Genomic DNA, 23910 nt, shown 5'->3' on the forward strand with positions numbered 1-23910 from the left:
GATCCTCGGAAGGTCCTCCCCAGGTGCGAGAGCATTTTCGAGCGAAGTCGACGCCGGTTCGCGTGAAGAAAATGCGATAAAATAAAGGGCTAGGGCATTTTCGCGATTCGGGGAAACGCGAAAAGGTTCTAGCCGTTCGATAGTGTCGACTTTGCCGTCATCGGACAATCAATTTTGAGAGTTGCCAAGCCGATCGGCTGTAGAATTTCTGGCTGCGCAGTTCCGGGTTGCTGTCGTAAGGGTATACAATGAATAATGGCCCTTTATCGCGAATCGGCATGTATTCGTTATTTCGTTTTAGAGCAAGAATGACATTATATTTGGCAAAGTCGGCGATCGGAATTTCAGTCGTATAGTCGTTGAGGGCAATAGCCTGAACGTGGTCGCCCTGGGCGCCGATCAATTTCATCAATTTATCGAGCGAGATTCCCTCGAATTTCTGCGGGCCCGTGTACCACGGCGTCGTGGTCTCAAAGGAGACGAGTCCCATCGCCTCGAGGGCGGCGCGGTCGAACTGCGCAGTGTCGCCGTTGTTGGTCGCCGAGATCTTGCCAGATATCGTGAGGATGACGCTGCCCGTCGGTGCGGCCAATGTCTGTGCGCCAGCCTGCGCTGTCATGAGCAGGCCGAGGGACGAGATCGCACCCAGGCAAATTCCACGTCGCAATGCGTCGATTGGCATAACAGGCTCCAGATCCATCGAGGTTCAAGATCTCGATATCCTGCGTTTAAAAACAATTAACGCACGAAATAGGTTGAATTGTTAATAAATTTACCAAGGCCGTCAACCACTTAATAAATGGTTTTGAACTTACTAGTCTCCTAGGAACCATCACTCCCACCCCGTTGATGCATTTGGACGCGACATGTCCCAATCGAATTGCCTGCCAAATTCAGCCTGGCTCGGAAATGAAGCCGTCGAGGGGTACCTGGACAACGCCGAGCGCGCTGTAATGATGGCCAAGGCTGCTCGGAAGATCGAAGAGCTCTTTGATATCTTGAAAGTCGATCACCGGAACGATCACAACACGCGCGATACGCCGGGGCGGGTTGCCAAAATGCTCGTCGAGGAGATCCTCTACGGCCGCTACAACGCGCCGCCGAACATCACCGAATTCGACAATGCCGCGCGTTATGACCAGTTGATCGTCACCGGCCCGATCGATGTCCGCTCGACCTGCGCCCATCATTTGATGCCGATCTATGGCGTCGCATTCATCGGCATCCTGCCCTCAGCCGAAGGCAAGATCATCGGCCTGTCCAAATACGATCGCATCGTTCAGCATTTTGCTGCCCGGCTCCAGATCCAGGAGGAGTTGGTAAAACAGATCGAGCGCCATATCGTCGAGACCACCGAGCCTCGTGGGCTGGCGGTCAGGATCAGCGCCGTCCATATGTGCAAAACCCATCGCGGAGTTCGAGCCCCGCATGCCAGCCGCATGGTGAACAGCACATTCTACGGCGAACTTGCCACCAACGCCTCGTTCAAGTCCGAATTTCTTCAGGAATGTGCATCCTTGGAACGTCAATAGGTCAAACATTATGGACGGCGGGGCAATGATGCAGGACGAGAGACCTGCGCAAACAAGGTACCGGGATATCTATCGGTCCACCAAGACCTATGACTTCAATGAAGGCTTGTCCTGCTGCTTCAGGCAGTGGCGTGCGACCCATTCGCATTGCAGCCTGCTCCATGGCTATGCGCTGTCATTCAAATTCGTCTTCGCGACCTACGAACTCGACGAGCGCAACTGGTGCTGCGATTTTGGCGCCATGAAGGACGTCAAGGCCTGGCTGAAGATGATGTTCGATCACACGATGGTCGTCGCAGCCGACGATCCGCATCTCGACACGTTCCGGGAGCTGGCCGACAAAGGCGTCGTAGATCTGCGGATCATGCCGGCGGTCGGCTGCGAAGCGACCGCCAAATATGCCTTCGACCACGTGTCGGCTTGGCTCGCCGATCTTATGGGCGATCGCGTTTGGCTGGAATCGGTCGAGGTTCGCGAACATGCCGGCAATTCGGCGATCTTTGAGCGTCGGCAATATTGACGGGATTTGGCGCCGACGGGGGGGCAACAATAAAGGCATACCGATCTGTCGCTTGGCAGAAATGCAAGAATGCGTCGGTTTGGTTGAGAACTGGCATTTAATTAGGGTCTTCCTCAATTTGCGTGGAGCGGTGGCAGCATTCGCGCTCTCAGGAGTTCTGGGCCGGCTCTACCGTCCATTGCGCGCTTGAGCGTCTTCAGTCGGTTGATCTGCCCTTCGGCCTGTCCATTGCTCCAGGGTAGCTCGATGGCGTTGTTGACGGCCGCGATATCCCTGCGCAGGACGCGCGCGAACCGCATGATAGGTGTGAGTTCGGTGTCGATCGCATCGTCGCTCCATGCATCCAGTGATGCCGACCTCTTGCCGCGAAGGATGCCGTTGAAGCGCATTGCCAACCGATCGGTGAACGTTTGTCGCTCACACTGCTGATGGGAACATCGCCAGCGGCTCAGCAGGAGCTTAACCGTCACAGGTTTGCCCTGAAAAGGCAGATCCTGAAGGCTGCGATTGGACCAACCATGCCGACTTCGGCTTTGCCAACCACAATCGGGGCAAATGCCGATCGCGGGTCCGGCAGCCGAAACAACCCAATCGTGGTCGTCAGTCAGCGCGACACCCAGAATTCTGACGCCTGGGCCGGGCGACCATTTCGATTGCGAGCGCATGCCCGCCAATAGCGATAGCGTCGCTAACAGCGCATCAACCACGCAAATTGAGGAAGACCCCCATTAAATGGAAAGTGACATATCACTCGGTCAGCGATCCGGACGCGTTGGCTGCATATGCCAAGCTGAGCGGACCAGCTATCCTTGCAGCAGGCAGTCGAATTCTTGCGCGCGGAATGCCGAGCAACCTTTATGAGGAAGGCTTGCACCAGCGAACGGTTGTGATCGAATTCGTGATCAAGAATCAGATTTTGCCCAAAGCTTCATGAGGTCTTCTTTGAAGCGGCGGGCCGCCGCCGATAAATGGCCCCCGCGTCGCTCCAGCAATCCTAGCGTACGTGAAATGATTGGCTCTTCGATACGAAGCGCGACAAGATCAGGATGTCTCGTCAAAGGGAGTGCCAGTTTTGGCAATACAGTTGCTCCCAAGCCTGCCTCAGTTAATCCAACAGCCGTCGACACATGATTCACCTCATAGAACCATTTAACGTCAATCCTGTTCTGAGCCAACGCGTTGTCTAGAACGACGCGATTTCCACTTTCACGGCTCACGCCGATTAGGCGTTGTTCTGTCAGCTCATTCCAGGTAACGGATTCGCGTTTCCCGAGCGAGTGGTCGCTTCGGCAGAAGAAAATAAACGGATCGTCCATTATCGGCGTATTGACTAGATCTGGGTGAGTTTGCCCTAAAATATTAATCCCAAAATCAACTTCACCTCTTGCGATGCATTCTAGCCCTTCATTCGAAGAGAGATCCAGTATTCTGAATCTAATGTTTGGAAATCGTGTATTGAAATCATGAATTAACTTGGGCAAAAAACTGATTGCAGCGGTCGGAATCGATGCAATCGTTATCCTGCCATGCTGGCGAACAGCCAGATCTTCGGACGAAAGCACCGAATTTTCGATGTCAAAAATGATGCGTCGCAATTGCGGCTCAATCGCTCGTCCGATCGCCGTTGGCGTAACGGATCGCTTCGATCGCTCCAGCAGCGCCGCACCTAAGGTCGCTTCGAGCGCCTGTATACGGCGTGACAGCGCTGATTGGGAAAGTCCTATCGCGTCTGCCGCCTGATGGAAGTTTCTCAGGTCGTAGACGGCCAGGAAGGCTCGCAAGTCGAGGATTTCGAAGTTGATGCGCATCCTGCATCGATAGTCGAAAACATAGCATTTCACCAGTCTGATTCTGGCTGCTAACACAAAGAAAGCGATAATAGAATGTGCGCGTATAACAACGCAGCGCAGTGGGGAGGTTTTTTCATGACGAAAATACCTTGTGTATTGATGCGCGGTGGAACATCTCGCGGGCCTTACTTTATTTCCTCCGATCTTCCGTCAGATGAGGCGAAAAGGGACGAAATTTTACTGCGCGTCATGGGTTCCGGTCACCCCCTGGAGATCGACGGAATTGGCGGTGGAAATCCGGTTACGAGCAAAGTTGCAATCGTATCTCCCTCGGCGCGCGCCGGTATCGATGTTGAATATTTATTCGCGCAGGTGAAAGTCGAAGAGCGTAAGGTTGATACCTCTCCTAATTGCGGCAATATGCTCTCAGGTGTCGGTCCTTTTGCTATCGAGGCGGGGCTGGTGAAAGCCGCTGATGGAGTCACCAGCGTTCGCATACTCAACTTGAATACCAACAAAGTGATCGAAGCCAAGGTTCAAACGCCGGGCCGCCGCGTGACATACGAGGGCAGCGCCTCAATTGATGGCGTGCCTGGCACGGCCTCGCCGGTACATCTCGCCTTCCTGGACGCTGCCGGCTCCAAGACCTCGGGGCTTCTACCCACCGGTTCGGCGGTGGACATCGTCGAAGGAATCGAGGTTTCGTGCGTGGACGCTGCGACGCCGATCGTCCTGATACGCTCTATGGATCTTGGAAAAGCGGGGACTGAAGCCCCCGCGGAGTACGCCGCGGATCGCGAGTTCATGGCCCGTCTGGAAAGAATCCGCATTGCAGCTGGCAAGCAGATGGGAATACTCGATGCAGCAGAGCGAGTGATCCCCAAACCTGTCCTGATTGCGCCACCCGTCAAGGGGGGGCATCTCGCCGTACGTTATTTCATGCCTCACCAGTGTCACTCGGCACTTGCGATCACGGGAGCGGTCGCAGTGGCGTCGGCTGTTGCCACGCCAGGGACCGTGGCTTTCGAGATGGTCAGGCCCAACTCTCTGCCGATGGACATCACGCTCGAGCACCCATCGGGACGGCTTGACGTCAATCTCGACCATTTGCCCGGATCTCAGGAGCCAGTTGCTCGCGTTTTGCGCACCGCACGTCGCTTGTTCGAAGGACACGTATTTGCTTCGTGAGTGGATGGTCCGAAGTGTTTCGAGCAGGTTGCCTGTAATAACAAATAATAAAATTGGGAGGTTTCTGAAATGATGGCAGTGCACGCGAGAGAAATTTCCGGAAAAAAGCCGTTCTACAAGCAGCTGTACTTCCAGGTGTTGTTCGGCGTTCTGGTCGGCGGATTCCTTGGGCATTTTGCTCCTGACTTCGCGGTACAGTTCAAGCCGATGGGCGATGCGTTTATCAAAATCGTCAAGATGATGATCGTCCCCGTAGTATTCTGCACGATCGTCATCGGAATCGCGACGGTAGGCGCTAACGCCAGTATTGGGGGGGCGCTTCTGAAAGCGATGTTGTTGTTCTACGCCCTGACAATTATTGCGCTGATAGTTGGGCTGGTTGCCGTTGAAACCATTAAGCCCGGCGATGGGATGCATATCGCGGCGAGCTCGATCGATCCTGCTCAGGCCGCGGCTTATGCCAAATCGGCCAAGAAGCTCGATTTCGTCGGGGTGCTTCTCCATATTATTCCGCCGAGCTTCTTCACGCCCTTTGCCGAAGGCGAGGTTCTCCCGGTTCTCTTCATTGCCATCATCACAGGCTTTGGATTGAGGCGCGTTGGCGAAGCTGGCCGACCGTTCCTAGGGGGGCTGGAATCTTTCTCCAGTGGCCTTTTTGCCGCCTTTGGGTTCCTCATGCGATTGGCGCCCTTTGGAGCCTTCGGAGCCATTGCGTTCATCGTGGCGAAGAATGGCATCAAGTCGATCGGCAATCTCGGCCTGCTGATTGCAACGTTCTATGTAGCCAGCATCTTCTTCGTGTTTGTCGTTCTTGCATTGCTGGCTCGCTTCCATGGGTTCAGCCTGATCAAGCTCCTGCGCTACATTCGCGAAGAGCTTTTGGTCGTGCTTGGCACGTCCTCGACCGAACCGGTGCTTCCAGCGATGCTGTACAAGCTCGAGAAGCTGGGCTGCAGCAAGGGGTCGGTCGGCCTGACACTTCCGCTGGGCTATTCGTTCAATCTCGATGGAACGGCCATTTACCTGACGTTGGCCTCGGTGTTCTTGGCTCAGGCTCTCGATATCCAGCTTAGCCAATGGCAGATCGTTTCGATGATCCTGGTCATGTTGCTGACGTCGAAGGGCGCGGCCGGCGTGACCGGCAGCGGTTTCGCGGCGCTTGTCGCGACCTTGGCGGCGATGCCGGATACCGTGCCTGTCGCCGCGGTCGTGATCATCGCCGGCATCGATCGTTTCATGTCGGAGGCACGCGCTCTGACGAGTCTCTGCAGCAACGCCGTGGCCTGTATTGTTCTCGCGATCTGGGACGGTGCTTGCGACATGACCGTTTTGAAACGCGAACTGGATCAAGGATACATGCAGCAGCTCGATGAGATCGCAGAGCCGCAGCAGATTGCAGTGCACGTCTAGAGATAGGGCACTCACAAGCGCTGCTCAGTCGACATGCGCATCCGGATAATCGATTGCCCGGATAGCGTCAGAGACTGGGGACGCCGTCGGGATCGCGCTGACCGTAACTCCTGAAATGTCCGCACACCACGGATTCGTCCGCGTGAAAGGATTGTTTTGACCATGACTAGTCTCGACAGCTTTAGCTGCAAGCGCACCCTGGACGTAGCCGGTGTAGCCTATACCTATTTCTCCTTGCCTGAAGCGCAGAAGAACGGCCTCGCCGGCGTCTCGCGCCTGCCCTATTCCATGAAGGTGCTACTCGAGAACCTGCTGCGCAACGAGGACGGGCGTTCCGTCACCAAGGCCGATATCGAGTCTGTCGCCGCCTGGCTGAACGACAAGGGTACGGCCGGCGTCGAGATTTCCTATCGCCCCGCCCGCGTGCTGATGCAGGACTTCACCGGGGTGCCGGCGGTGGTCGATCTCGCCGCGATGCGTGACGGCGTCGTCGCACTCGGCGGCGATCCGCAGAAGATCAATCCGCTGGTCCCGGTCGACCTTATCATCGACCACTCGGTCATCGTCGATGAGTTCGGTTCGCCCAAGGCGCTCGGGCACAATGTCGATCTCGAATATGCGCGCAACGAGGAGCGCTACAAGTTCCTGAAATGGGGCCAGCAGGCCTTCCGCAATTTCCGTGTCGTGCCGCCCGGCACCGGCATCTGCCACCAAGTCAATCTCGAATATCTCGGCCAGGTCGTCTGGACCAACGAGGAGGGCGGCGAAACGGTCGCCTATCCCGACACCTGCGTCGGCACCGACTCGCACACGACGATGATCAACGGGCTGGGCGTGCTCGGCTGGGGCGTCGGTGGCATCGAGGCAGAAGCGGCGATGCTCGGCCAGCCGGTCTCCATGCTGCTGCCCGAAGTGATCGGCTTCAAGCTGACCGGCAAGCTCAAGGAAGGCATCACCGCGACCGACCTTGTGCTGACGGTCACCCAGATGCTGCGCAAGAAGGGCGTCGTCGGCAAGTTCGTCGAATTCTTCGGCTCCGGCCTGATCAACATGACGCTGGCCGACCGCGCCACTATCGGCAACATGGCGCCGGAATACGGCGCGACCTGCGGCTTCTTCCCGGTCGACGGCGAGACCCTGCGCTATCTCAACATGTCCGGCCGCGCCGAAGCGCGCATCGCGCTGGTCGAGGCCTACAGCAAGGCGCAGGGCTTGTGGCGCCATGACGGCTCGGCTGACCCGGTCTTCACCGACACCCTCGAACTCGATCTGGGCGATGTCGTCCCGTCCATGGCCGGGCCGAAGCGCCCCGAGGGCCGCGTCGCCCTGCAGGACATCCCCGCCGGTTTCGCCGCCGCGATGGAGGCCGACTACAAGAAGGCGGCCGAGATGCACAAGCGCTACGCGGTCGAGGGCACCGGGCATGATCTCGGCCACGGCGACGTGGTGATCGCCGCGATCACCTCCTGCACCAACACCTCCAACCCCTCGGTGCTGATCGGTGCCGGCCTGCTGGCGCGCAACGCCAATCGCCGTGGGCTGAAGCAGAAGCCCTGGGTCAAGACCTCGCTGGCGCCGGGATCGCAGGTCGTTGCCGAGTACCTCGCCCGGTCGGGCCTGCAGCAGGAGCTCGACCAGATCGGCTTCAATCTGGTCGGCTTCGGCTGCACCACCTGCATCGGCAATTCCGGTCCGCTGCCGGCGCCGATCTCGAAGGCGATCAACGACAAGGGCCTGATCGCTACCGCCGTGCTCTCGGGCAACCGCAATTTCGAGGGCCGCGTCTCGCCGGACGTGCAGGCGAACTATCTCGCCTCGCCGCCACTGGTGGTGGCGCATGCGCTCGCCGGCACGGTCACCAAGGACCTGACCAAGGAGCCGCTCGGCGAGGATCGCGAGGGCAAGCCGGTCTATCTCAAGGACATCTGGCCGACCTCAGCCGAGATCCAGGAATTCATCGAGAAGAACGTCACGCGCGAAGTGTTCGCGCGCAAATATGCCGACGTCTTCAAGGGCGACGCCAACTGGCAGGCGGTCAAGGCGCCGAGCGGCCAGACCTATGCCTGGGACGACACGTCGACCTATGTGCAGAACCCGCCCTATTTCCAGGGCATGCAGAGAACCTTCGGCAAGACGGGCGACATCAGGGGCGCGCGCATCCTCGGCCTGTTCGGCGACAAGATCACCACCGACCACATCTCGCCGGCCGGCTCGATCAAGACCACCTCGCCGGCGGGCCAGTACCTGACCGAGCACGGCGTCGCCGTCGCCGACTTCAACCAGTACGGCACGCGTCGCGGCAATCATGAGGTGATGATGCGCGGCACCTTCGCCAATATCCGCATCCGCAACCACATGCTCGGGCCCAATGGTCGCGAGGGCGGCTACACCGTCCACTATCCCTCGAAGGAAGAGCTGCCGATCTACGACGCCTCGATGCTGTACCAGGCGGAGAAGGTGCCGCTGGTGATCTTCGCCGGCGTCGAGTACGGCAACGGCTCCTCGCGCGACTGGGCGGCGAAGGGCACCAACCTGCTCGGCGTCAAGGCCGTGATCGCCCAGAGCTTCGAGCGCATCCATCGCTCGAACCTGGTCGGCATGGGCGTCGTGCCCTTCACCTTCGAGCCCGGAACATCCTGGGCGAGCCTGGGCCTGAAGGGTGACGAGACCGTCGAGATCGATGGTCTCGCCGATATCAAGCCGCGCCAGACGATGACGGCCAAGATCACCTATGCCGACGGCGCGGTGAAGAACGTCCCGCTGCTCTGCCGCATCGATACGCTGGATGAGCTCGACTACTTCAAGAACGGAGGAATCCTCCAATACGTGCTGCGCGACATCGCAGCCTGAACACGCCGCAACAACAAAAATCTCACTTTCGAAAGGGAGGGAAGCGTGACGACAGCGATACCCGCCACGCTCATTGCGGGCGATGGCATTGGCCCCGAGATCACCGAAGCCGTGGTGCAGATCCTGGAGGCCGCCAAGGCGCCCTTCGCCTGGGACCGCCAGTTCGGCGGCCTGGCCGGCATCGACAATGGCGGTGAGCCCATGCCGCAGGCGACGCTCGACAGCATCCGCCGCACCAAGCTGGCGCTGAAGGGGCCGCTGACCACGCCGGTCGGCGGCGGCTTCCGCTCCGTCAATGTCCGGCTGCGCGAGACCTTCGGTCTCTATGCGAATGTGCGGCCGGCCAAGACGCTGACTCCCGGCGGTCGCTACGAGAACATCGACATCGTCCTCATCCGCGAGAATCTCGAAGGGCTCTATGTCGCCTTCGAGCACTTCATCGCCGTCGGCGACGACCCGGAGGCGGTGGCGATCTCGCAGGGCATCAACACCAAGGCGGAGTGCCGCCGGATCGTCCGGTATGCCTTCGACTACGCCCTCGCGAACGGCCGCAAGAAGGTGACCGTGGTGCACAAGGCGAACGTGCTGAAGGCGCTGACCGGCATCTTCCTCGCCGCCGGCAAGGAGATCGCCAAGGAATACGAAGGCCGCGTCGCGATGGACGAGCGCATCGTCGATGCCTGCGCGATGCAGTTGGTGATGAAGCCGGAGCAGTTCGACGTCATCGTCACCACCAACCTGTTCGGCGACATCCTCTCCGACCAGATCGCCGGCCTCGTCGGCGGGCTCGGCATGGCGCCGGGCGCCAATATCGGCCCGGACGTGGCGATCTTCGAGGCGGTCCACGGCTCGGCCCCGGACATCGCCGGCAAGGGCATCGCCAACCCGCTCGCTCTGCTCCTGGCGAGCTGCCTGATGCTCGACCATGTCGGCGAGGGCGGGAAGGCGACGGCGATCCGCAACGCCGTCGATACCGTGCTCAACACCGACAAGATCAAGACCGGTGACCTCGGCGGCACGGCGTCGACCAAGGATTTTGCAGCAGCGATTATGAAGCGACTGGCATGACGAAAGCACAAGCGAACCACGCCTCTTCGGAGCAGGGCAAGAAGACTGGGCAACCCACGGTCAAGGGGTCGGATCTCCTTGTCGCGGCCCTGGAGAACGAGGGGGTCGACCGCATCTTCGGCGTGCCGGGCGAAGAGAACCTCGACGTCGTCGAGTCGCTGCGGAACTCGAAGATCCAGCTGATCCTGACCCGGCATGAGCAGGCGGCTGCTTTCATGGCAGCCACCCATGGCCGGCTGACGGGCAGGCCCGGCGTCTGCATCGCGACGCTGGGGCCGGGCGCGCTCAACTTCTCGACGGGCGCGGCCTACGCCCATCTCGGTGCGATGCCGATGGTGATGATCACCGGCCAGAAGGCGATCATGAGCAGCCGCCAGGCGCGCTTCCAGATCGTCGACGTGATCGCCTCGATGAAGCCGCTGACCAAGATGACGCGGCAGATCGTCAGCGCCGCCAGCATCCCGACGATCGTGCGCGACGCCTTCCGCACCGCGATGGAGGAGCGGCCCGGCCCGGTTCATCTCGAATTGCCGGAGGACATCGCCGGGGAGAAGGTTCCGGCCGTTTCGGTCGTGCCGGTCCATCCGATCGAGATTCCGGTCGCGCACCGCACGGCGCTCGACCGCGCCGCCGAGATGATCGTTAAGGCGAAGCGGCCGCTGATCATGTTCGGCGCGGCCTCGAGCCGGCCGCGCGGGACCCACGGGATCGCCAGCTTCGTGCGGCGCACCGGCATCCCGTTCTTCAACACGCAGATGGGCAAGGGCACGGTGCCCGGTGGCTCCAACCTCTATATGGGCACCGCCGCGCTCTCCGAGCGCGACTATGTGCATGACGCCGTCGACAAGGCCGACCTGATCATCTCGATCGGTCACGACACGGTCGAGAAGCCGCCCTTCATCATGGGCCCCACTGGACCGCAGGTGATCCATGTCGGCTATCAGTCGGCCACGGTCGAGCAGGTCTTCTTCCCGCATGCCGAGGTGGTGGGCGATGTCGGGCCGAGCCTTGAGGCGCTGGCCGACCGGATCGAGGGCAAGCTGCCGAATGCCGGCGCGCTGCTGCCGCTGCGCGAGGAGATCCTCGCCAAGATCGCCGATCGCGCCGACGAAGAACGCTGGCCGGTGACGCCGCAGCGCCTGATCCACGACATCCGCAAGGTCATGCCGGAGAACGGTATCCTGGCGCTCGACAACGGCATGTACAAGATCTGGTTCGCCCGTAATTACCGGACCTATGTCGCCAACACTGTGCTGCTCGACAACGCGCTGGCGACGATGGGGGCAGGGCTTCCTTCGGCGATGATGGCGGCGATGCTCCATCCGGAGCGCCGCGTCATGGCGGTCTGCGGCGATGGCGGCTTCATGATGAACAGCCAGGAGCTCGAGACCGCGGTCCGTCTCAAGCTCAACCTGGTCGTGCTGATCTTGGACGACGGCGCCTACGGCATGATCCGCTGGAAGCAGGCGGTCGACGATTTCCCGGATTTCGGCCTGACCTTCGGCAATCCGGACTTCGTCGCCTATGCGCAGTCCTATGGCGCGAAGGGCACGCGGATAGAGTCGCTGGAGGCGCTCGCGCCGACGCTCGAAGCCGCCTTCCAGGGCGGGGGCGTCCATGTCGTCGCGGTGCCGATCGACTATTCGGAAAACATCCGCGTGCTCGTCGACGAGCTCCGCGGGCGCGCCCAGCCGGAACCCGCCTGAGCCACCGGCATAAGCGGCACGATCCTGCAGGCTCCGACGGTGTATCGTCGAAGCCTGACGGAGCAGCCGCCCGCTGAGAACGCACTTCCCGCGAGAGCAGGCCCTGCCGCAGCAGGGCCTCCCGGACCTCACGCCCCCAGGACGGAAGATCACGGCATGACACCTTTTACCTTCCAGGCACCCGCCAACATCCTCTTCGAGGCCGGTGCCTCACGTAAGATCGCGGAGCGCGTGAAGGACTATGGCGCCCGCCATGTCCTGCTCGTCACCGACAAGGGGGTGCGGGGCGCCGGGCTGACCGGCAATGCCGAAGCGGCCCTGGCCGCGGCCGGGATCGCCCTCACCATCTTCGAGGACGTGGTCGCCGATCCACCCTCACATGTCATCGAGACGGCGGCGGAGCTCTGCCGCAGCCAGGGCGTCGACCTCGTCCTCTCGATCGGCGGCGGGAGCGCGCTCGACACCGCCAAGCTGGTCGCCTATCTCGCCAAGACCCCGGATCGGCTTGACGACATCTACGGCGTCGGCCTCGCCAAGGGCGAGCGGCTGCCGCTGCTGCTGGTCCCGACCACGGCCGGCACCGGCTCGGAGGTCACGCCGATCGCGATCGTGACGACGCCGACCACGGAGAAGAAGGGCGTGGTCTCGCCGCGCCTGATCCCGGACTGGGCGATCCTCGATCCGGAGCTGACGCTCGGCCTGCCGGCGCATGTCACCGCCGCCACCGGCATCGACGCCATGGTGCATGCGATCGAGGCCTATACCAGCAGGATCAAGAAGAACCCCATGTCGGACCAGCTCGCCCTTAAGGCGCTGGATCTGCTGTCGCGCAACATCCGGACCGTCTGCACCGACGGCAAGAACCTGGAAGCGCGCTCGCAGATGCTGCTCGGCTCGATGCTGGCCGGCATGGCCTTCGCCAATGCCCCGGTCGCCGCCGTCCATGCGCTGGCCTATCCGATCGGCGCGATCTTCCATGTGCCGCACGGGCTCTCGAACGCGCTGGTCATGCCGCATGTGCTTGCCTTCAACCGCCCGGCGGCGGAGGCGCTCTATGCCGAGCTCGCCGATGTCGTGAAGCCGGGCCATCAGGCGCGCTCCGCCGCCGAGGCGGCCGGTGTCTTCATCGAGGAGATCGTCGCGCTCTGCCGGGATTGTCAGGTGCCGGACACGCTCGCGGCGGTCGGAATCGCCGAGAAGGACCTGCCGAAGCTCGCCGAGGACGCGATGAAGCAGACCCGGCTGCTGGTGAACAACCCGCGCGAGCTCGACTACCAGCAGACCTTCGAGATCTACCGCAGCGCGCTCCTCGGGCGCGGCGCGGCGGCCTGACCGGACGGTAGGAGGCGCGCGATGGCGGGCGAGCAGGACGATCAGCCGGAACTCTCCAGGATGTTCCTGCGCATGAGCGAGGTCTGGCGGGAATCGGCCGAGAAGGCCGGCGCCGCCGGCAAGCTCTGGTCGGAATCGATGATGCCGTTCCTGACGCAACGGGCGACGGACAGCAGCCTCTTCGGCGCGGCGCAGGGCGGTGAGATCACCGAAGCCATCAAGCGCATGGCGGAAGGCCCCAAGCTGGCCGATGTCTGGAACCTCGACCGCGAAATCTACACGCTCATGGCGGCCTGGATGGATATCCAGCAGCGCATGGCCGCCTATCGCGCCGTCGTCTCCGTGCCATGGAACCGGGCCTTCGAGCGCTACAGCGCCGCGCTCAAGGAGAAGCAGGACCAGGGCGGCGAGCAGGAGACCGACTGGCGCAAGGCCTTCGGCGTCTGGAGCGGCATCGCCAATGAGGAGCTGATCAGGAACCAGCGTTCCGAGGAGTTCTTGGGCGCCCAGCGCGAGCTGCTGCGCTCGGCGCTTGTCGTGCGCACCCAGCAGCAGCGCATCGCGGATTCCGTCGCCAAGCTATTCGGCCTGCCGACGCAGCAGGATTTCGACGAGGTAACCCGGCAGCTCACCGAGCTGCGCCGCGAGCTGCGCGCGCATTTGCGCTCGCAGCGCCGGGCGGAGCGTGCCGGCCACGACGAGGCCTCCGAGGCCCGGAAACCCGCTCCGGCTACCGCGAAACGGACAGGGAGGGGGAAGGCATGACCGACAGCAACGCCGCCCTGAACGCCTTCTTCAAGGATTTTGCCCAGAATCTCGGCCGACTCCAGAAGGGCGCCGACGTGATTGCCGGCATCCGCGATGCCGATGTCGATGTCGGCTCGACGCCGAAGCGGCTCGTCCTGCGGCGGGACAAGGTCGAGCTGTTCCGCTACGAGCCGCAGGTCGAGCAGAAGATCGAGACGCCGGTCCTGATCGTCTACGGGCTGATCGGCCGCTACACCATGGCCGATCTCCAGCCCGACCGCTCGCTTGTGCGCAGCCTGCTCGCCAAGGGGTTGGACCTCTGGCTGATCGACTGGGGCCAGCCGGGACGCAACGAACGCTGGCTGACCATCGACGACTATGTCGACGACTATATCGACGAGGCGGTCGAGCGCATCTGCCGCGAGACCGGGCACGACAAGATCACCCTGCTCGGCATCTGCGAAGGCGGCGTCTTCACCACCTGCTACGCCGCCCTGCACAAGGAGCGCGTCCGCAATCTCGTGCTGACGATCACGCCGGTCGACTTCCATGCCGACGTCGACGATCCGGCCGCCCATCACGGCTTCCTCAACGTCTGGACACGCAGCCTCGCGCCCGAGGACATCGACAAGATGGTCGACGCGCTCGGCGTCATTCCCGGCGAGTTCATGAGCTCGATCTTCTCGCTGATGACGCCGATGCGCTCGCTGACGAAGTACAATGTCGATCTCGTCGACATCATCGACGACAAGGACAAGATGATGAACTTCCTGCGCATGGAGAAGTGGCTGGCCGACAGGCCGGACCATCCCGGCGCGGCGGGCCGGCAATGGCTGCGCGAGCTCTACCAGGAGAACCGTCTCTTCGAGGGCAAGTTCGAGCTCTCGGGCCGCGAGGTCGATCTCGGCGAGATCGATGTGCCGGTGCTCAACATCTTTGCCCTCGACGACCACATCATCCCGCCGACCTGCTCGAAGGCGCTGGCGGAGAAGGTCGGCAGCTCCGACTACACCGAGATCCCGCTGCCCGGCGGCCATGTCGGCCTCTTCGTCTCCAGCAAGTCGCAAGGCGCTCTGACCAAGAGCATCGCCGACTGGCTGCAGGCGCGCGACGGCTGAGGGACGGGCGATGCGCAACAAGATCGTCTCGGCCGCCGAGGCCGTCGCCATCATCCGCTCCGGCGACACCGTGGCATCCTCGGGCTTCGTCGGCGTCGGCACCCCGGACGAGGTGATCAAGGCGCTGGAGAAGCGCTTCCTCGACACGCGAGAGCCGCGCGACCTCAGCCTCGTCTTCGCCGCGGCGCCGGGCGACGGCGCCGAGAAGGGGCTGAATCGCCTCGCCCATGACGGCCTGGTCAAGCGCCTCGTCGGCGGCCATTTCGGCCTGGTGCCCAAGCTTGCGCGCAAGGCGGTCAGCGGCGAATACGAGGCCTACAACCTGCCGCTCGGCTGCGTCTCGCATCTGTTCCGCGAGATCGCCGGGCGCAAGGCCGGGCTCCTCTCCAAGGTCGGGCTGCAGACCTTCGTCGACCCGCGCAATGGCGGCGGCAAGCTCAACCCCAACACGACGGAGGACCTGGTCGAGCTGATGGAGATCGGCGGCGAGCCCTGGCTGTTCTACAAGGCCTTCCCGATCCATGTCGCGATCCTGCGCGGCACCACCGCCGACCCCTATGGCAACGTGACCATGGAGAAGGAGGCGCTGACCCTCGACAATCTCTCGCTGGCGATGGCCGCCAAGAACTGCAAGGGCTTCGTCATCGTCCAGGTCGAGCGCATCGCCGCCGCCAACTCGCTCAATCCCCGTGCCGTCAGGATCCCGGGCGCCCTGGTCGACTGCATCGTGGTGGCCGAGCCCGAGCACCATGCCCAGACCTATGCGACGCATTACAACGGCGCCTTCTCCGGCGAGTTCCGGGCGCCGCCCGACCGCAGCCGGCCGATGATGCTGGACGAGCGCAAGGTCATCGCGCGCCGCTGCGCCTTCGAGCTGCCGATGGGCGGCGTCGTCAATCTCGGTATCGGCATGCCGGAGGGCGTCGCGGCCGTGGCGGCCGAGGAAGGCATCATCAACCTGGTCACGCTGACGGCGGAGCCCGGGATCATCGGCGGCATCCCGCAGAGCGGCCTCGATTTCGGCGCGGCGGTCAACGCCGAGGCGATCATCGACCAGCACCAGATGTTCGATTTCTACGATGGCGGCGGGCTCGATCTCGCCTGCCTCGGCCTGGCTCAGGCGGACGCGCAGGGCAACGTCAATGTCAGCCTGTTCGGCGGCCGGCTCGCCGGTGCCGGCGGCTTCATCAACATCTCGCAGAATGCAAGGCGGCTGGTCTTCTGCGGCACCTTCGCCGCGGGCGGCCTGAAGACCGAGATCCGGGACGGAGAGCTCCACATCCTGCAGGACGGCAGGCAGTCGAAGTTCATCGACAAGGTCGAGCAGATCACCTTCTCCGGCGAGCTGGCGCGCTCCATGCACCAGAGCGTGCTCTTCGTCACCGAGCGCTGCGTCTTCTCGCTGACGCCGGAGGGGCTCGAACTCACCGAGGTCGCGCCTGGCGTCGACATTGAGCGCGACATCCTCTCGAAGATGGGCTTCCGGCCGATCGTGCGTTCGCCGCGCCCGATGGCTGCCGCGATCTTCGATCCGCAGCCGATGAAGCTGGACGAGCTCTTCCTCAACCGGCCGCTGGCGCAGCGCATGGAGTTCAGCGAGGAGCGCAACACGCTCTATCTCAACCTCGGCGGCTACCGCGTCCATACCAGCGCCGATGTCGAGGCCGTCAGGGATGCGCTGCACGCGCTCGCCAGCCGCATCGGCCGGCGCTTCTCGGCCGTCATCAACTACGATGCGATCGATATCGCGCCATACATGAACGACGCCTGGTTCGCCATGGCGAGCGAGGTCGAGCGCGCCTGCTACGACCATGTCTCGCGCTACACCACCAGCGCCTTCCTGCGCCTCAAGCTCGGCACCGCCCTGGCGGACCGCGAGGTCGCCCCGCACGTCTTCGAAAGCCGGCGCGAGGCGACCGACCATGTGCTCGGCCGCTTCGATCAGGCCGCGGCAAATCCCAGCCAACCCCTGTCGCCCCTTTGACGGGCACTTCGCCCACCGCAACCAGCCATCAGCAACCGGGAGAACGCGATATGGCCAAAGCCCCCGAACCGAACCTCAACAGCGTGACCGACCAGATCAAGGAGATGGTCGAGAAATTCAAACTGCCGGGCGTCGACGCTCAGGCTCTGGTCGAGCAGCAGCGCAACAACATCAATGCGGCCGTCGAGACGATGAGGATCGCAGCCGACGGCACGCACAATGTCGCCAAGCGGCAGCTCGAGCTCTTCCACGCCGCCTCGACGCAGCTCCTCTCGATGTTCAGCGAAGCCAAGCTGAAGCCCGAGGAGCGGGCGGAGCTCGCCAAGAAGGCCTTCGACGCTGCGCTCGCCGGCTCGCGCGAGGTCTACGACATCACCGCCAAGGCGAGCGAGGAGGCGTTCTCCGTCGCCCGGCAGCGCGTCACCGAGGGTGTCGAGCAGTTCCGCAAGCATATCGAGCGCAAAGACGGCTAGATGTCCGAGGCGACGCTGAACAAGCCAGAATCGGCGCGGGGGCAAGCCTCCGCGCGCAAGGCGCCCGAGCCGGCTCGCAGCGGCTCGGTGCTTGGCCTGTCGACGACCGATTTCCACGAGATCGCCTATGTCGAATGGGGGCCGGAAGAGAGCGACGTCCCGGTGCTCTGCGTCCATGGCCTGACGCGCCAGGGCCGCGACTTCGACCATCTGGCCGCCAATCTCGCCCGGCGCCGGCGCCGGGTCGTCTGTCCGGACCTGCCGGGCCGCGGCCGCAGCCAGTCCCTCTCCGATCCCGCCGACTATGCGCTGCCGCAATATTGCGCCGACATGAACGCGCTGATCGCGCGGCTCGGCGTTACCCAGGTCGACTGGGTCGGAACCTCGCTTGGCGGCCTGATCGGCATCGTGCTGGCGGGCATGCCGGGCTCCTGCATCCGCCGGCTGGTCGTCAACGATATCGGTCCCTACGTGTCGTCGGTCGGCCTGATGCGCATCGGCTCCTATCTCAACGAGATGCCGCGCCTCTTCGGGACCATCGAGCAGGCGGAGCGATATTTCCGCGAGATCCTCGCCCCCTATGGCGATCTCAGTGACGAGCAATGGCGGCACATCACCGAGCATAGCATCCGCTGGGACGACGAGCGCCGGGTGTTCACCATGCTGTGCGACCGCGAGATCGCGCGCGCCTTCCGCAGTTCCTGGCTCGTCAGCCTGAACCTCTGGAAATACTGGGAACGGATCGGCGTGCCGACGCTCGTCCTCCATGGCGCCAAATCCGACCTGCTGACGCACGAGCTCTGCGACGAGATGCTCGAGCGCAATGCCAACGCCACGCTTCATCGCTTCGAGGAGTGCGGCCACGTCCCGCCGCTCTTCGAGCCGCACCAGATCAAGATCGTGACGGATTTCCTGACCGACAAGCGCCCGACCGGGCCGGATTAGGCGCGACATCGAGACCACCAAACCCAGCCCTGGAGCTCCGGGAGACAGACTATGCAAGGGAACGCCGACAACGAGACGACGGGGGGCTACCCCGTCCCCGCCGATTGGGCCGCGCGCGCCCATGTCGACGCGGGCGCCTACGACATCATGTACGAGAGCTCGGTGACCGCGCCGGAGGCATTCTGGCTGCATCATGGCCAGCGCATCGACTGGTTCAGGCCCTACACCAAGGTCAAGAACACCTCGTTCGCGCCCGGCGCGGTCTCGATCAAATGGTTCGAGGACGGCACCACAAACGTCGCGCACAACTGCATCGACCGGCATCTGGCGAAGCGCGGAGACCAGGTTGCGATCATCTGGGAGGGCGACGATCCCACCGAGGATGCGCAGATCACCTATCGCGAGCTCCACACCCGGGTGATGAAATGGGCGAACGTCCTGAAGGCACAGGGTGTGGGGAAGGGCGACCGGGTCACGCTCTACCTGCCGATGATCCCGGAGGCGGCCTACGCCATGCTCGCCTGCGCGCGCATCGGCGCCGTCCATTCGGTCGTCTTCGGCGGCTTCTCCTCGGACGCCCTCGCCAGCCGCATCGCGGATTCCGGCTCGCGCGTGGTGGTCACCGCCGATGAGGGGATGCGCGGCGGCCGCAAGGTGCCGCTCAAGGCCAATGTCGATGCGGCCCTGGCGATCCTGCCGGAGGGGGCGGTCCGGAGCGTGATCGTCGCCCGACGCACGGGCGCGCCCATTGCGATGCAGGCCGGGCGAGACCATCGCTACGACGATCTCGCCGCCGCGGTGCCGGACTGGTGCATCCCTGAGGAAATGCAGGCCGAGGACCCTTTGTTCCTGCTCTACACCTCAGGCTCGACCGGCAAGCCGAAGGGCGTGCTGCACACCACGGGCGGCTATCTGGTCTACGCCGCGATGACGCATCAATACGTCTTCGACTACCATGACGGCGACATCTACTGGTGCACCGCCGATGTCGGCTGGGTGACCGGCCACAGCTACATTCTCTACGGCCCGCTCGCGAACGGCGCGACCACGCTGATGTTCGAGGGCATCCCGACCTATCCGTCGATCTCCCGCTTCTGGGAGGTGATCGACAAGCACAAGGTCAACACCTTCTACACCGCGCCGACCGCGATCCGCTCGCTGATGGGAGCCGGCGAGGAGCCGGTGAAGAAGACCAGCCGCGCCTCGCTGCGGCTGCTCGGCTCGGTCGGCGAGCCGATCAATCCGGAAGCCTGGGAGTGGTATCACCGCGTCGTCGGCGACCACCGCTGCCCGATCGTCGACACCTGGTGGCAGACCGAGACCGGCGGCATCCTGATCACGCCGCTGCCGGGCGCGACCAGGCTCAAGCCCGGTTCGGCCACCCGGCCCTTCTTCGGCATCAAGCCGGAGATCGTCGATGCCGCGGGCCAGGTGCTGGAGGGGGCGGCCGAGGGCAACCTCGTCATCGCCGACAGCTGGCCGGGTCAGATGCGCACGGTCTATGGCGACCATCAGCGCTTCATGGACACCTATTTCGCGACCTATCCGAACAAGTACTTCACCGGCGACGGCTGCCGGCGCGACGCCGACGGCTATTACTGGATCACCGGCCGCGTCGACGACGTGATCAACGTCTCCGGCCACCGCATGGGTACGGCCGAGGTCGAGTCGGCGCTGGTCGCCCATCCGAAGGTCTCGGAGGCGGCGGTCGTCGGCTATCCGCACGACATCAAGGGCCAGGGCATCTACGCCTATGTCACGCTGATGGCGGGCGAGACGTGGAACGAGGATTTGCGCAAGGAGCTCGTCGCCTATGTGCGCAAGGAGATCGGCCCGATCGCCTCGCCCGACCTGATCCAGTTCGCGCCCGGCCTGCCCAAGACCCGCTCCGGCAAGATCATGCGCCGCATCCTGCGCAAGATCGCCGAGGACGAGTTCGGCGCGCTCGGCGACACCTCGACCCTCGCCGATCCCGCCGTCGTCGATGACCTCATCAAGAACAGACAGAACAAGCGCAAGGCCGGGTAACGGCCGGCGCTCCGGACAACGCGCGATAGGAAACGCCGATGCGTCTTCAGTCGATCAGAATCGGTATCCAGCCGCCCGACGACATCAATGTTCTCGTCGAGGTGCCGATCGGCGGCGAGCCGATCAAATACGAGCTCGACAAGGCCGCCGGCGTCCTCGTCGTCGACCGCTTCCTCTACACGCCGATGCGCTATCCCGGAAATTACGGCTTCGTCCCGCACACACTCTCGGAAGACGGCGATCCGATCGATGTCCTCGTCGCCAATACGCGGCCGATCGCGCCGGGCGCGATCATCAATGTCCGCCCGGTCGGCGTCCTGAAGATGGAAGATGATGGCGGCGGCGATGAGAAGATCATCGCCGTGCCCTCAAGCAAGCTGACGCAGCGCTACAGTCACGTCGAAAACTATACCGATCTGCCGGAGATCCTGTCCCGCCAGATCGAGCATTTCTTCACGCACTACAAGGATCTCGAGCCCGGCAAATGGGTGAATCTGCTCGGCTGGGGCGATGCCGCTGAGGCCCGCCAGCTGATCAGCGCGGCGATCGCGCGGGCCGAAGGCGCTCGGATTAAGGAGGAGAAAAGCCCATGAGGGTGATCATGCTCGGCCCGCCAGGAGCGGGAAAAGGAACGCAAGCATCGCGCCTGTCGGAGCGGCTGGGGATTCCGCAATTGTCGACGGGCGACATGTTGCGCGCCGCTGCCGCGAAGGGCACCCCTGTCGGTCTTGCGGCACGGGAGGTCATGGCGCGCGGCGAGCTTGTCAGCGACGAGGTCGTCATGGAATGCGTGCGCGAGCGCATCGCGGAGCCTGACGCGGCAACGGGGTTCATCCTCGACGGGTTTCCGCGCACCATAACACAGGCCATGGGTCTCGATGAGATGCTGGCCGTTGCCGGGACCGTGCTCGACGCGGTCCTGGAGCTCAGGGTTGGCGAGGCCGCGCTGCTCGATCGTGTCATCTCCCGGGCGCGCGAGGCCAAGGCGGCGGGGCAACCAGTGCGCGCCGACGACAATCCCGAGGCACTCAAGGTCCGCCTCGACGCCTATCGCAGGCAAACCGAGCCCCTGAAGGACTACTACCGCCTGGCCGGCTTGCTTCGGACTGTCGACGGTTTGCTCCCGATCGACCGGATCACCACCCGCCTGCTGATCGAACTGCAACTGTGACCTGCACCGGCGCCGGAAGCGCACACTGGCACAAGGATCTGAAGATGCTGATGCTTCTGAAGCTGATCCACGAGCTGGCGCCACATCTGGAATGCGATGGCGAGATGGAGGCCGATACCGCCCTCGTGCCGCTGATCCGCGAGCGCGTTCTACCCTCCTCGACGCTGAAGGAGATGGCGAACGTCCTGATCTTTCCGAATCTCGACGCCGCCAACATCTCCTACCAATTCGCCAAGGTAATGGCCGACGCGCTGCCGGTCGGGCCGATCCTGATCGGCACGGCGAAGCTCGCCCATATCCTCACCGGCTCGGTGACGGCTCCCGGCGTGGTCACCATGACCGCCGTCGCGGTCGTCGAGGCGCAGGAGAGCGCTGCTGCTGCGGCCGGGCGCGGATGACACAGCGTCCGATCGCGCTTGGCCCGATTAATCTGCAGCGAATCCCCACTCTCGCAGCGAGTTATCGCGCCAGCGGAAAAGCGGCCTCGCACTGATCCACGAAACCATGTCCGGGCTGGCGCAAGACTGCGCCTCCCCGCATTTCTGAAAGGCTGAATCATGTCCCAGTGGAGCGATTTCAAGCGCGACGCGATCTTCGTCGGCGGGCGCTGGCTGGACAAGGCGTCGGGCGGAACGATTCCCGTGACCGACCCCGCCACTGGTAAGACGATCGGCACCGTTCCTTCCGCCGGCGTGGAAGAGACGCGCGCCGCGATCGAAGCCGCTCACGCCGCTTTCCCGGCCTGGGCCGCCAAGACCGCGCAGCAGCGCGCGGTGCTGCTGCGCCGGCTCGCCGACGAGATCCTAAAGCATCAGGACGCGCTGGCCGAGCTTCTGACGCGCGAGCAGGGCAAGCCGCTGGCCGAAGCCAGGGGCGAGGTCGGCATGAGCGCGGCCTATGTGCTGTGGTTCGCCGAGGAGGCGCGGCGCGTCTATGGCGACGTCATTCCCTCGCCCTGGGCCGACCGGCGCATTATCGTGACCAAGCAGCCGCTCGGCGTGGTCGGTGCGATCACGCCCTGGAATTTCCCCTCCTCGATGCTGGCGCGCAAGATCGGCCCAGCGCTGGCCGCGGGTTGCACCGTCGTCGCCAAGCCGGCCTCGCAGACGCCCTATTCGGCCCTGGCCTGGGGCGTGCTGGCCGAGAAGGCCGGCATTCCGGCCGGCGTCGTCAATGTGGTGACCGGCGATGCCCGGACGGTCGGCGGCGAGCTCACCGGCAATCCGCTGGTGCGCAAGATCACCTTCACCGGCTCGACCCCGGTCGGCAAGGTGCTGCTGCGGCAGGCGGCCGAAACGGTGAAGAAAGTCTCGATGGAGCTCGGCGGCAACGCGCCCTTCCTCGTCTTCGACGATGCCGATCTCGACCGCGCGGTCGAGGGCGCGATCGCCGCCAAGTTCCGCAATTCCGGGCAGACCTGCGTCTGCACCAACCGCTTCTATGCGCAGGCCGGCATCTACGATGCCTTCGTCGAGAAGCTGGCGGCGGCGACCCGGAAGCTCAAGGTCGGCTCCGGCCTCGAGGCCGGCGTCACGCAGGGCCCGCTGATCGACGACAAGGCGCTCGCCAAGGTCGAGGAGATGGTGGCGGACGCCAGGGCCAAGGGCGGCGTCGTCGCGACCGGCGGCAAGCGCTCGGAGCTGGGCCTCAGCTACTACGAGCCAACCGTGATCGCGGGCGCGACCAGCACGATGGAGTTCGCGCGTGAGGAGATCTTCGGGCCGGTGGCTCCGGTCTTCCGCTTCGAGACCGAGGAAGAAGCGATCCGGCTGGCCAACGACACCGAATACGGCCTCGCCTGCTATTTCTACACGCGCGATCTCGGCCGCACCTTCCGGGTTTCGGAGGCGCTGCAATACGGCATCGTCGGCGTCAACGAGGGGCTGGTCACCACCGAGGTCGCTCCCTTCGGCGGCGTCAAGGAATCGGGACTGGGCTCCGAGGGCTCGAAATACGGCCTGCAGGACTATCTCGACATCAAATATACCTGCATCGGCGGAATCGGCGCCGACGTGAGCTAAACCGCCATCGTAGTTAGGGCGATGAAC

General features: G+C 63.3%; 20 protein-coding genes and 3 pseudogenes. 19 read left to right on the forward strand and 4 right to left on the reverse strand.

The annotated features are described in order from the left end of the window. Nucleotides 1-157 precede the first annotated feature (157 nt). The gene (locus FQV39_RS29010) at nucleotides 158-682 is read right to left on the reverse strand and encodes a putative pterin-binding protein (protein WP_472840615.1); all 525 of its coding nucleotides are present in this window, start codon (nucleotides 680-682) and stop codon (nucleotides 158-160) included. Nucleotides 683-866: 184 nt separating this feature from the next. On the opposite strand from FQV39_RS29010, the gene folE reads away from it, so the two are divergent. After that, nucleotides 867-1532: a GTP cyclohydrolase I gene (folE, locus tag FQV39_RS29015; RefSeq protein WP_149133455.1), complete on the forward strand. Its 666-nt coding sequence runs from the start codon at nucleotides 867-869 to the stop codon at nucleotides 1530-1532. A 25-nt stretch (nucleotides 1533-1557) separates the two neighbouring features. After that, a complete protein-coding gene (locus FQV39_RS29020; protein WP_248313174.1) occupies nucleotides 1558-2052 on the forward strand; it encodes a 6-pyruvoyl trahydropterin synthase family protein in 495 nt (164 codons plus the stop codon). Between the two features lie 113 nt (nucleotides 2053-2165). Here the strand turns inward: FQV39_RS29020 and FQV39_RS33900 are convergent. Together FQV39_RS33900 and FQV39_RS33905 are read right to left on the reverse strand one after the other, a co-directional pair. Further along, nucleotides 2166-2450: pseudogene (locus FQV39_RS33900) on the reverse strand (transposase); the annotation flags it as partial. A gap of 42 nt (nucleotides 2451-2492) precedes the next feature. Then, nucleotides 2493-2717 (reverse strand): annotated as a pseudogene (locus FQV39_RS33905) (transposase family protein); the annotation flags it as partial. Nucleotides 2718-2791: 74 nt separating this feature from the next. On the opposite strand from FQV39_RS33905, the gene FQV39_RS29030 reads away from it, so the two are divergent. Beyond that, entirely contained in the window at nucleotides 2792-2986 is a 195-nt protein-coding gene (locus FQV39_RS29030) for a DUF1330 domain-containing protein (RefSeq protein ID WP_248313175.1), read from the forward strand. Here FQV39_RS29030 and FQV39_RS29035 read toward each other — a convergent pair. After that, a complete protein-coding gene (locus FQV39_RS29035; protein ID WP_149133456.1) occupies nucleotides 2955-3860 on the reverse strand; it encodes a LysR family transcriptional regulator in 906 nt (301 codons plus the stop codon). The genes FQV39_RS29030 and FQV39_RS29035 overlap by 32 nt on opposite strands. A 117-nt stretch (nucleotides 3861-3977) precedes the next feature. Here FQV39_RS29035 and FQV39_RS29040 point away from each other — a divergent pair, with 117 nt between their 5' ends. The 16 genes and pseudogenes from FQV39_RS29040 to FQV39_RS29115 all read left to right on the forward strand — a co-directional run bounded on the left by FQV39_RS29040 (nucleotide 3978) and on the right by FQV39_RS29115 (nucleotide 23883). Next, nucleotides 3978-5030, forward strand: coding sequence for a 4-oxalomesaconate tautomerase (locus tag FQV39_RS29040; protein ID WP_149133457.1), 1053 nt, complete (start codon nucleotides 3978-3980; stop codon nucleotides 5028-5030). A 69-nt stretch (nucleotides 5031-5099) separates the two neighbouring features. Then, nucleotides 5100-6440: a cation:dicarboxylate symporter family transporter gene (locus FQV39_RS29045; RefSeq protein WP_149133458.1), complete on the forward strand. Its 1341-nt coding sequence runs from the start codon at nucleotides 5100-5102 to the stop codon at nucleotides 6438-6440. A gap of 162 nt (nucleotides 6441-6602) precedes the next feature. Next, nucleotides 6603-9290, forward strand: coding sequence for an aconitate hydratase AcnA (acnA, locus tag FQV39_RS29050; protein WP_149133459.1), 2688 nt, complete (start codon nucleotides 6603-6605; stop codon nucleotides 9288-9290). Nucleotides 9291-9335: 45 nt separating this feature from the next. Next, nucleotides 9336-10358 carry an isocitrate/isopropylmalate dehydrogenase family protein gene (locus FQV39_RS29055; protein WP_149133460.1) on the forward strand — a complete coding sequence of 341 codons (1023 nt, stop codon included), beginning with the start codon at nucleotides 9336-9338 and terminating at the stop codon, nucleotides 10356-10358. Further along, on the forward strand, nucleotides 10355-12064 hold the full coding sequence (locus tag FQV39_RS29060) for an acetolactate synthase large subunit (RefSeq protein WP_149133461.1): 1710 nt from the start codon (nucleotides 10355-10357) through the stop codon (nucleotides 12062-12064). The genes FQV39_RS29055 and FQV39_RS29060 overlap by 4 nt, the downstream gene beginning before the upstream one ends. Before the next feature lie 156 nt (nucleotides 12065-12220). Then, entirely contained in the window at nucleotides 12221-13396 is a 1176-nt protein-coding gene (locus FQV39_RS29065) for an iron-containing alcohol dehydrogenase (protein ID WP_149133462.1), read from the forward strand. 21 nt (nucleotides 13397-13417) lie between these two features. Then, entirely contained in the window at nucleotides 13418-14161 is a 744-nt protein-coding gene (locus tag FQV39_RS29070; RefSeq protein WP_248313176.1) for a poly(R)-hydroxyalkanoic acid synthase subunit PhaE, read from the forward strand. Next, the gene (gene phaC, locus FQV39_RS29075) at nucleotides 14158-15261 is read left to right on the forward strand and encodes a class III poly(R)-hydroxyalkanoic acid synthase subunit PhaC (protein ID WP_149133463.1); all 1104 of its coding nucleotides are present in this window, start codon (nucleotides 14158-14160) and stop codon (nucleotides 15259-15261) included. The genes FQV39_RS29070 and phaC overlap by 4 nt, the downstream gene beginning before the upstream one ends. 10 nt (nucleotides 15262-15271) lie before the next feature. Next, nucleotides 15272-17245: an acyl CoA:acetate/3-ketoacid CoA transferase gene (locus FQV39_RS29080; protein ID WP_149133464.1), complete on the forward strand. Its 1974-nt coding sequence runs from the start codon at nucleotides 15272-15274 to the stop codon at nucleotides 17243-17245. Nucleotides 17246-17295: 50 nt separating this feature from the next. Further along, on the forward strand, nucleotides 17296-17718 hold the full coding sequence (phaP, locus tag FQV39_RS29085) for a TIGR01841 family phasin (RefSeq protein WP_149133465.1): 423 nt from the start codon (nucleotides 17296-17298) through the stop codon (nucleotides 17716-17718). Beyond that, nucleotides 17719-18663: an alpha/beta fold hydrolase gene (locus FQV39_RS29090; RefSeq protein WP_149133466.1), complete on the forward strand. Its 945-nt coding sequence runs from the start codon at nucleotides 17719-17721 to the stop codon at nucleotides 18661-18663. A gap of 51 nt (nucleotides 18664-18714) precedes the next feature. Next, nucleotides 18715-20691, forward strand: a complete 1977-nt coding sequence (gene acs, locus FQV39_RS29095) for an acetate--CoA ligase (protein ID WP_149133467.1) — start codon at nucleotides 18715-18717, stop codon at nucleotides 20689-20691. 38 nt (nucleotides 20692-20729) lie between these two features. After that, complete coding sequence (gene ppa, locus FQV39_RS29100; protein ID WP_149133468.1) at nucleotides 20730-21284, forward strand: inorganic diphosphatase; 555 nt, start codon at nucleotides 20730-20732, stop codon at nucleotides 21282-21284. Continuing rightward, complete coding sequence (locus FQV39_RS29105; RefSeq protein ID WP_149133469.1) at nucleotides 21281-21862, forward strand: adenylate kinase; 582 nt, start codon at nucleotides 21281-21283, stop codon at nucleotides 21860-21862. Before ppa ends, FQV39_RS29105 begins: the two co-directional genes overlap by 4 nt. Before the next feature lie 41 nt (nucleotides 21863-21903). Then, nucleotides 21904-22260 (forward strand): annotated as a pseudogene (locus FQV39_RS29110) (phosphate acyltransferase); the annotation flags it as partial. 159 nt (nucleotides 22261-22419) lie between these two features. Further along, nucleotides 22420-23883, forward strand: coding sequence for an NAD-dependent succinate-semialdehyde dehydrogenase (locus FQV39_RS29115; RefSeq protein WP_149133471.1), 1464 nt, complete (start codon nucleotides 22420-22422; stop codon nucleotides 23881-23883). Nucleotides 23884-23910 lie beyond the last annotated feature (27 nt).

The sequence above is a fragment of the Bosea sp. F3-2 genome, assembly GCF_008253865.1.
In the GTDB taxonomy this organism is placed as follows: domain Bacteria; phylum Pseudomonadota; class Alphaproteobacteria; order Rhizobiales; family Beijerinckiaceae; genus Allobosea.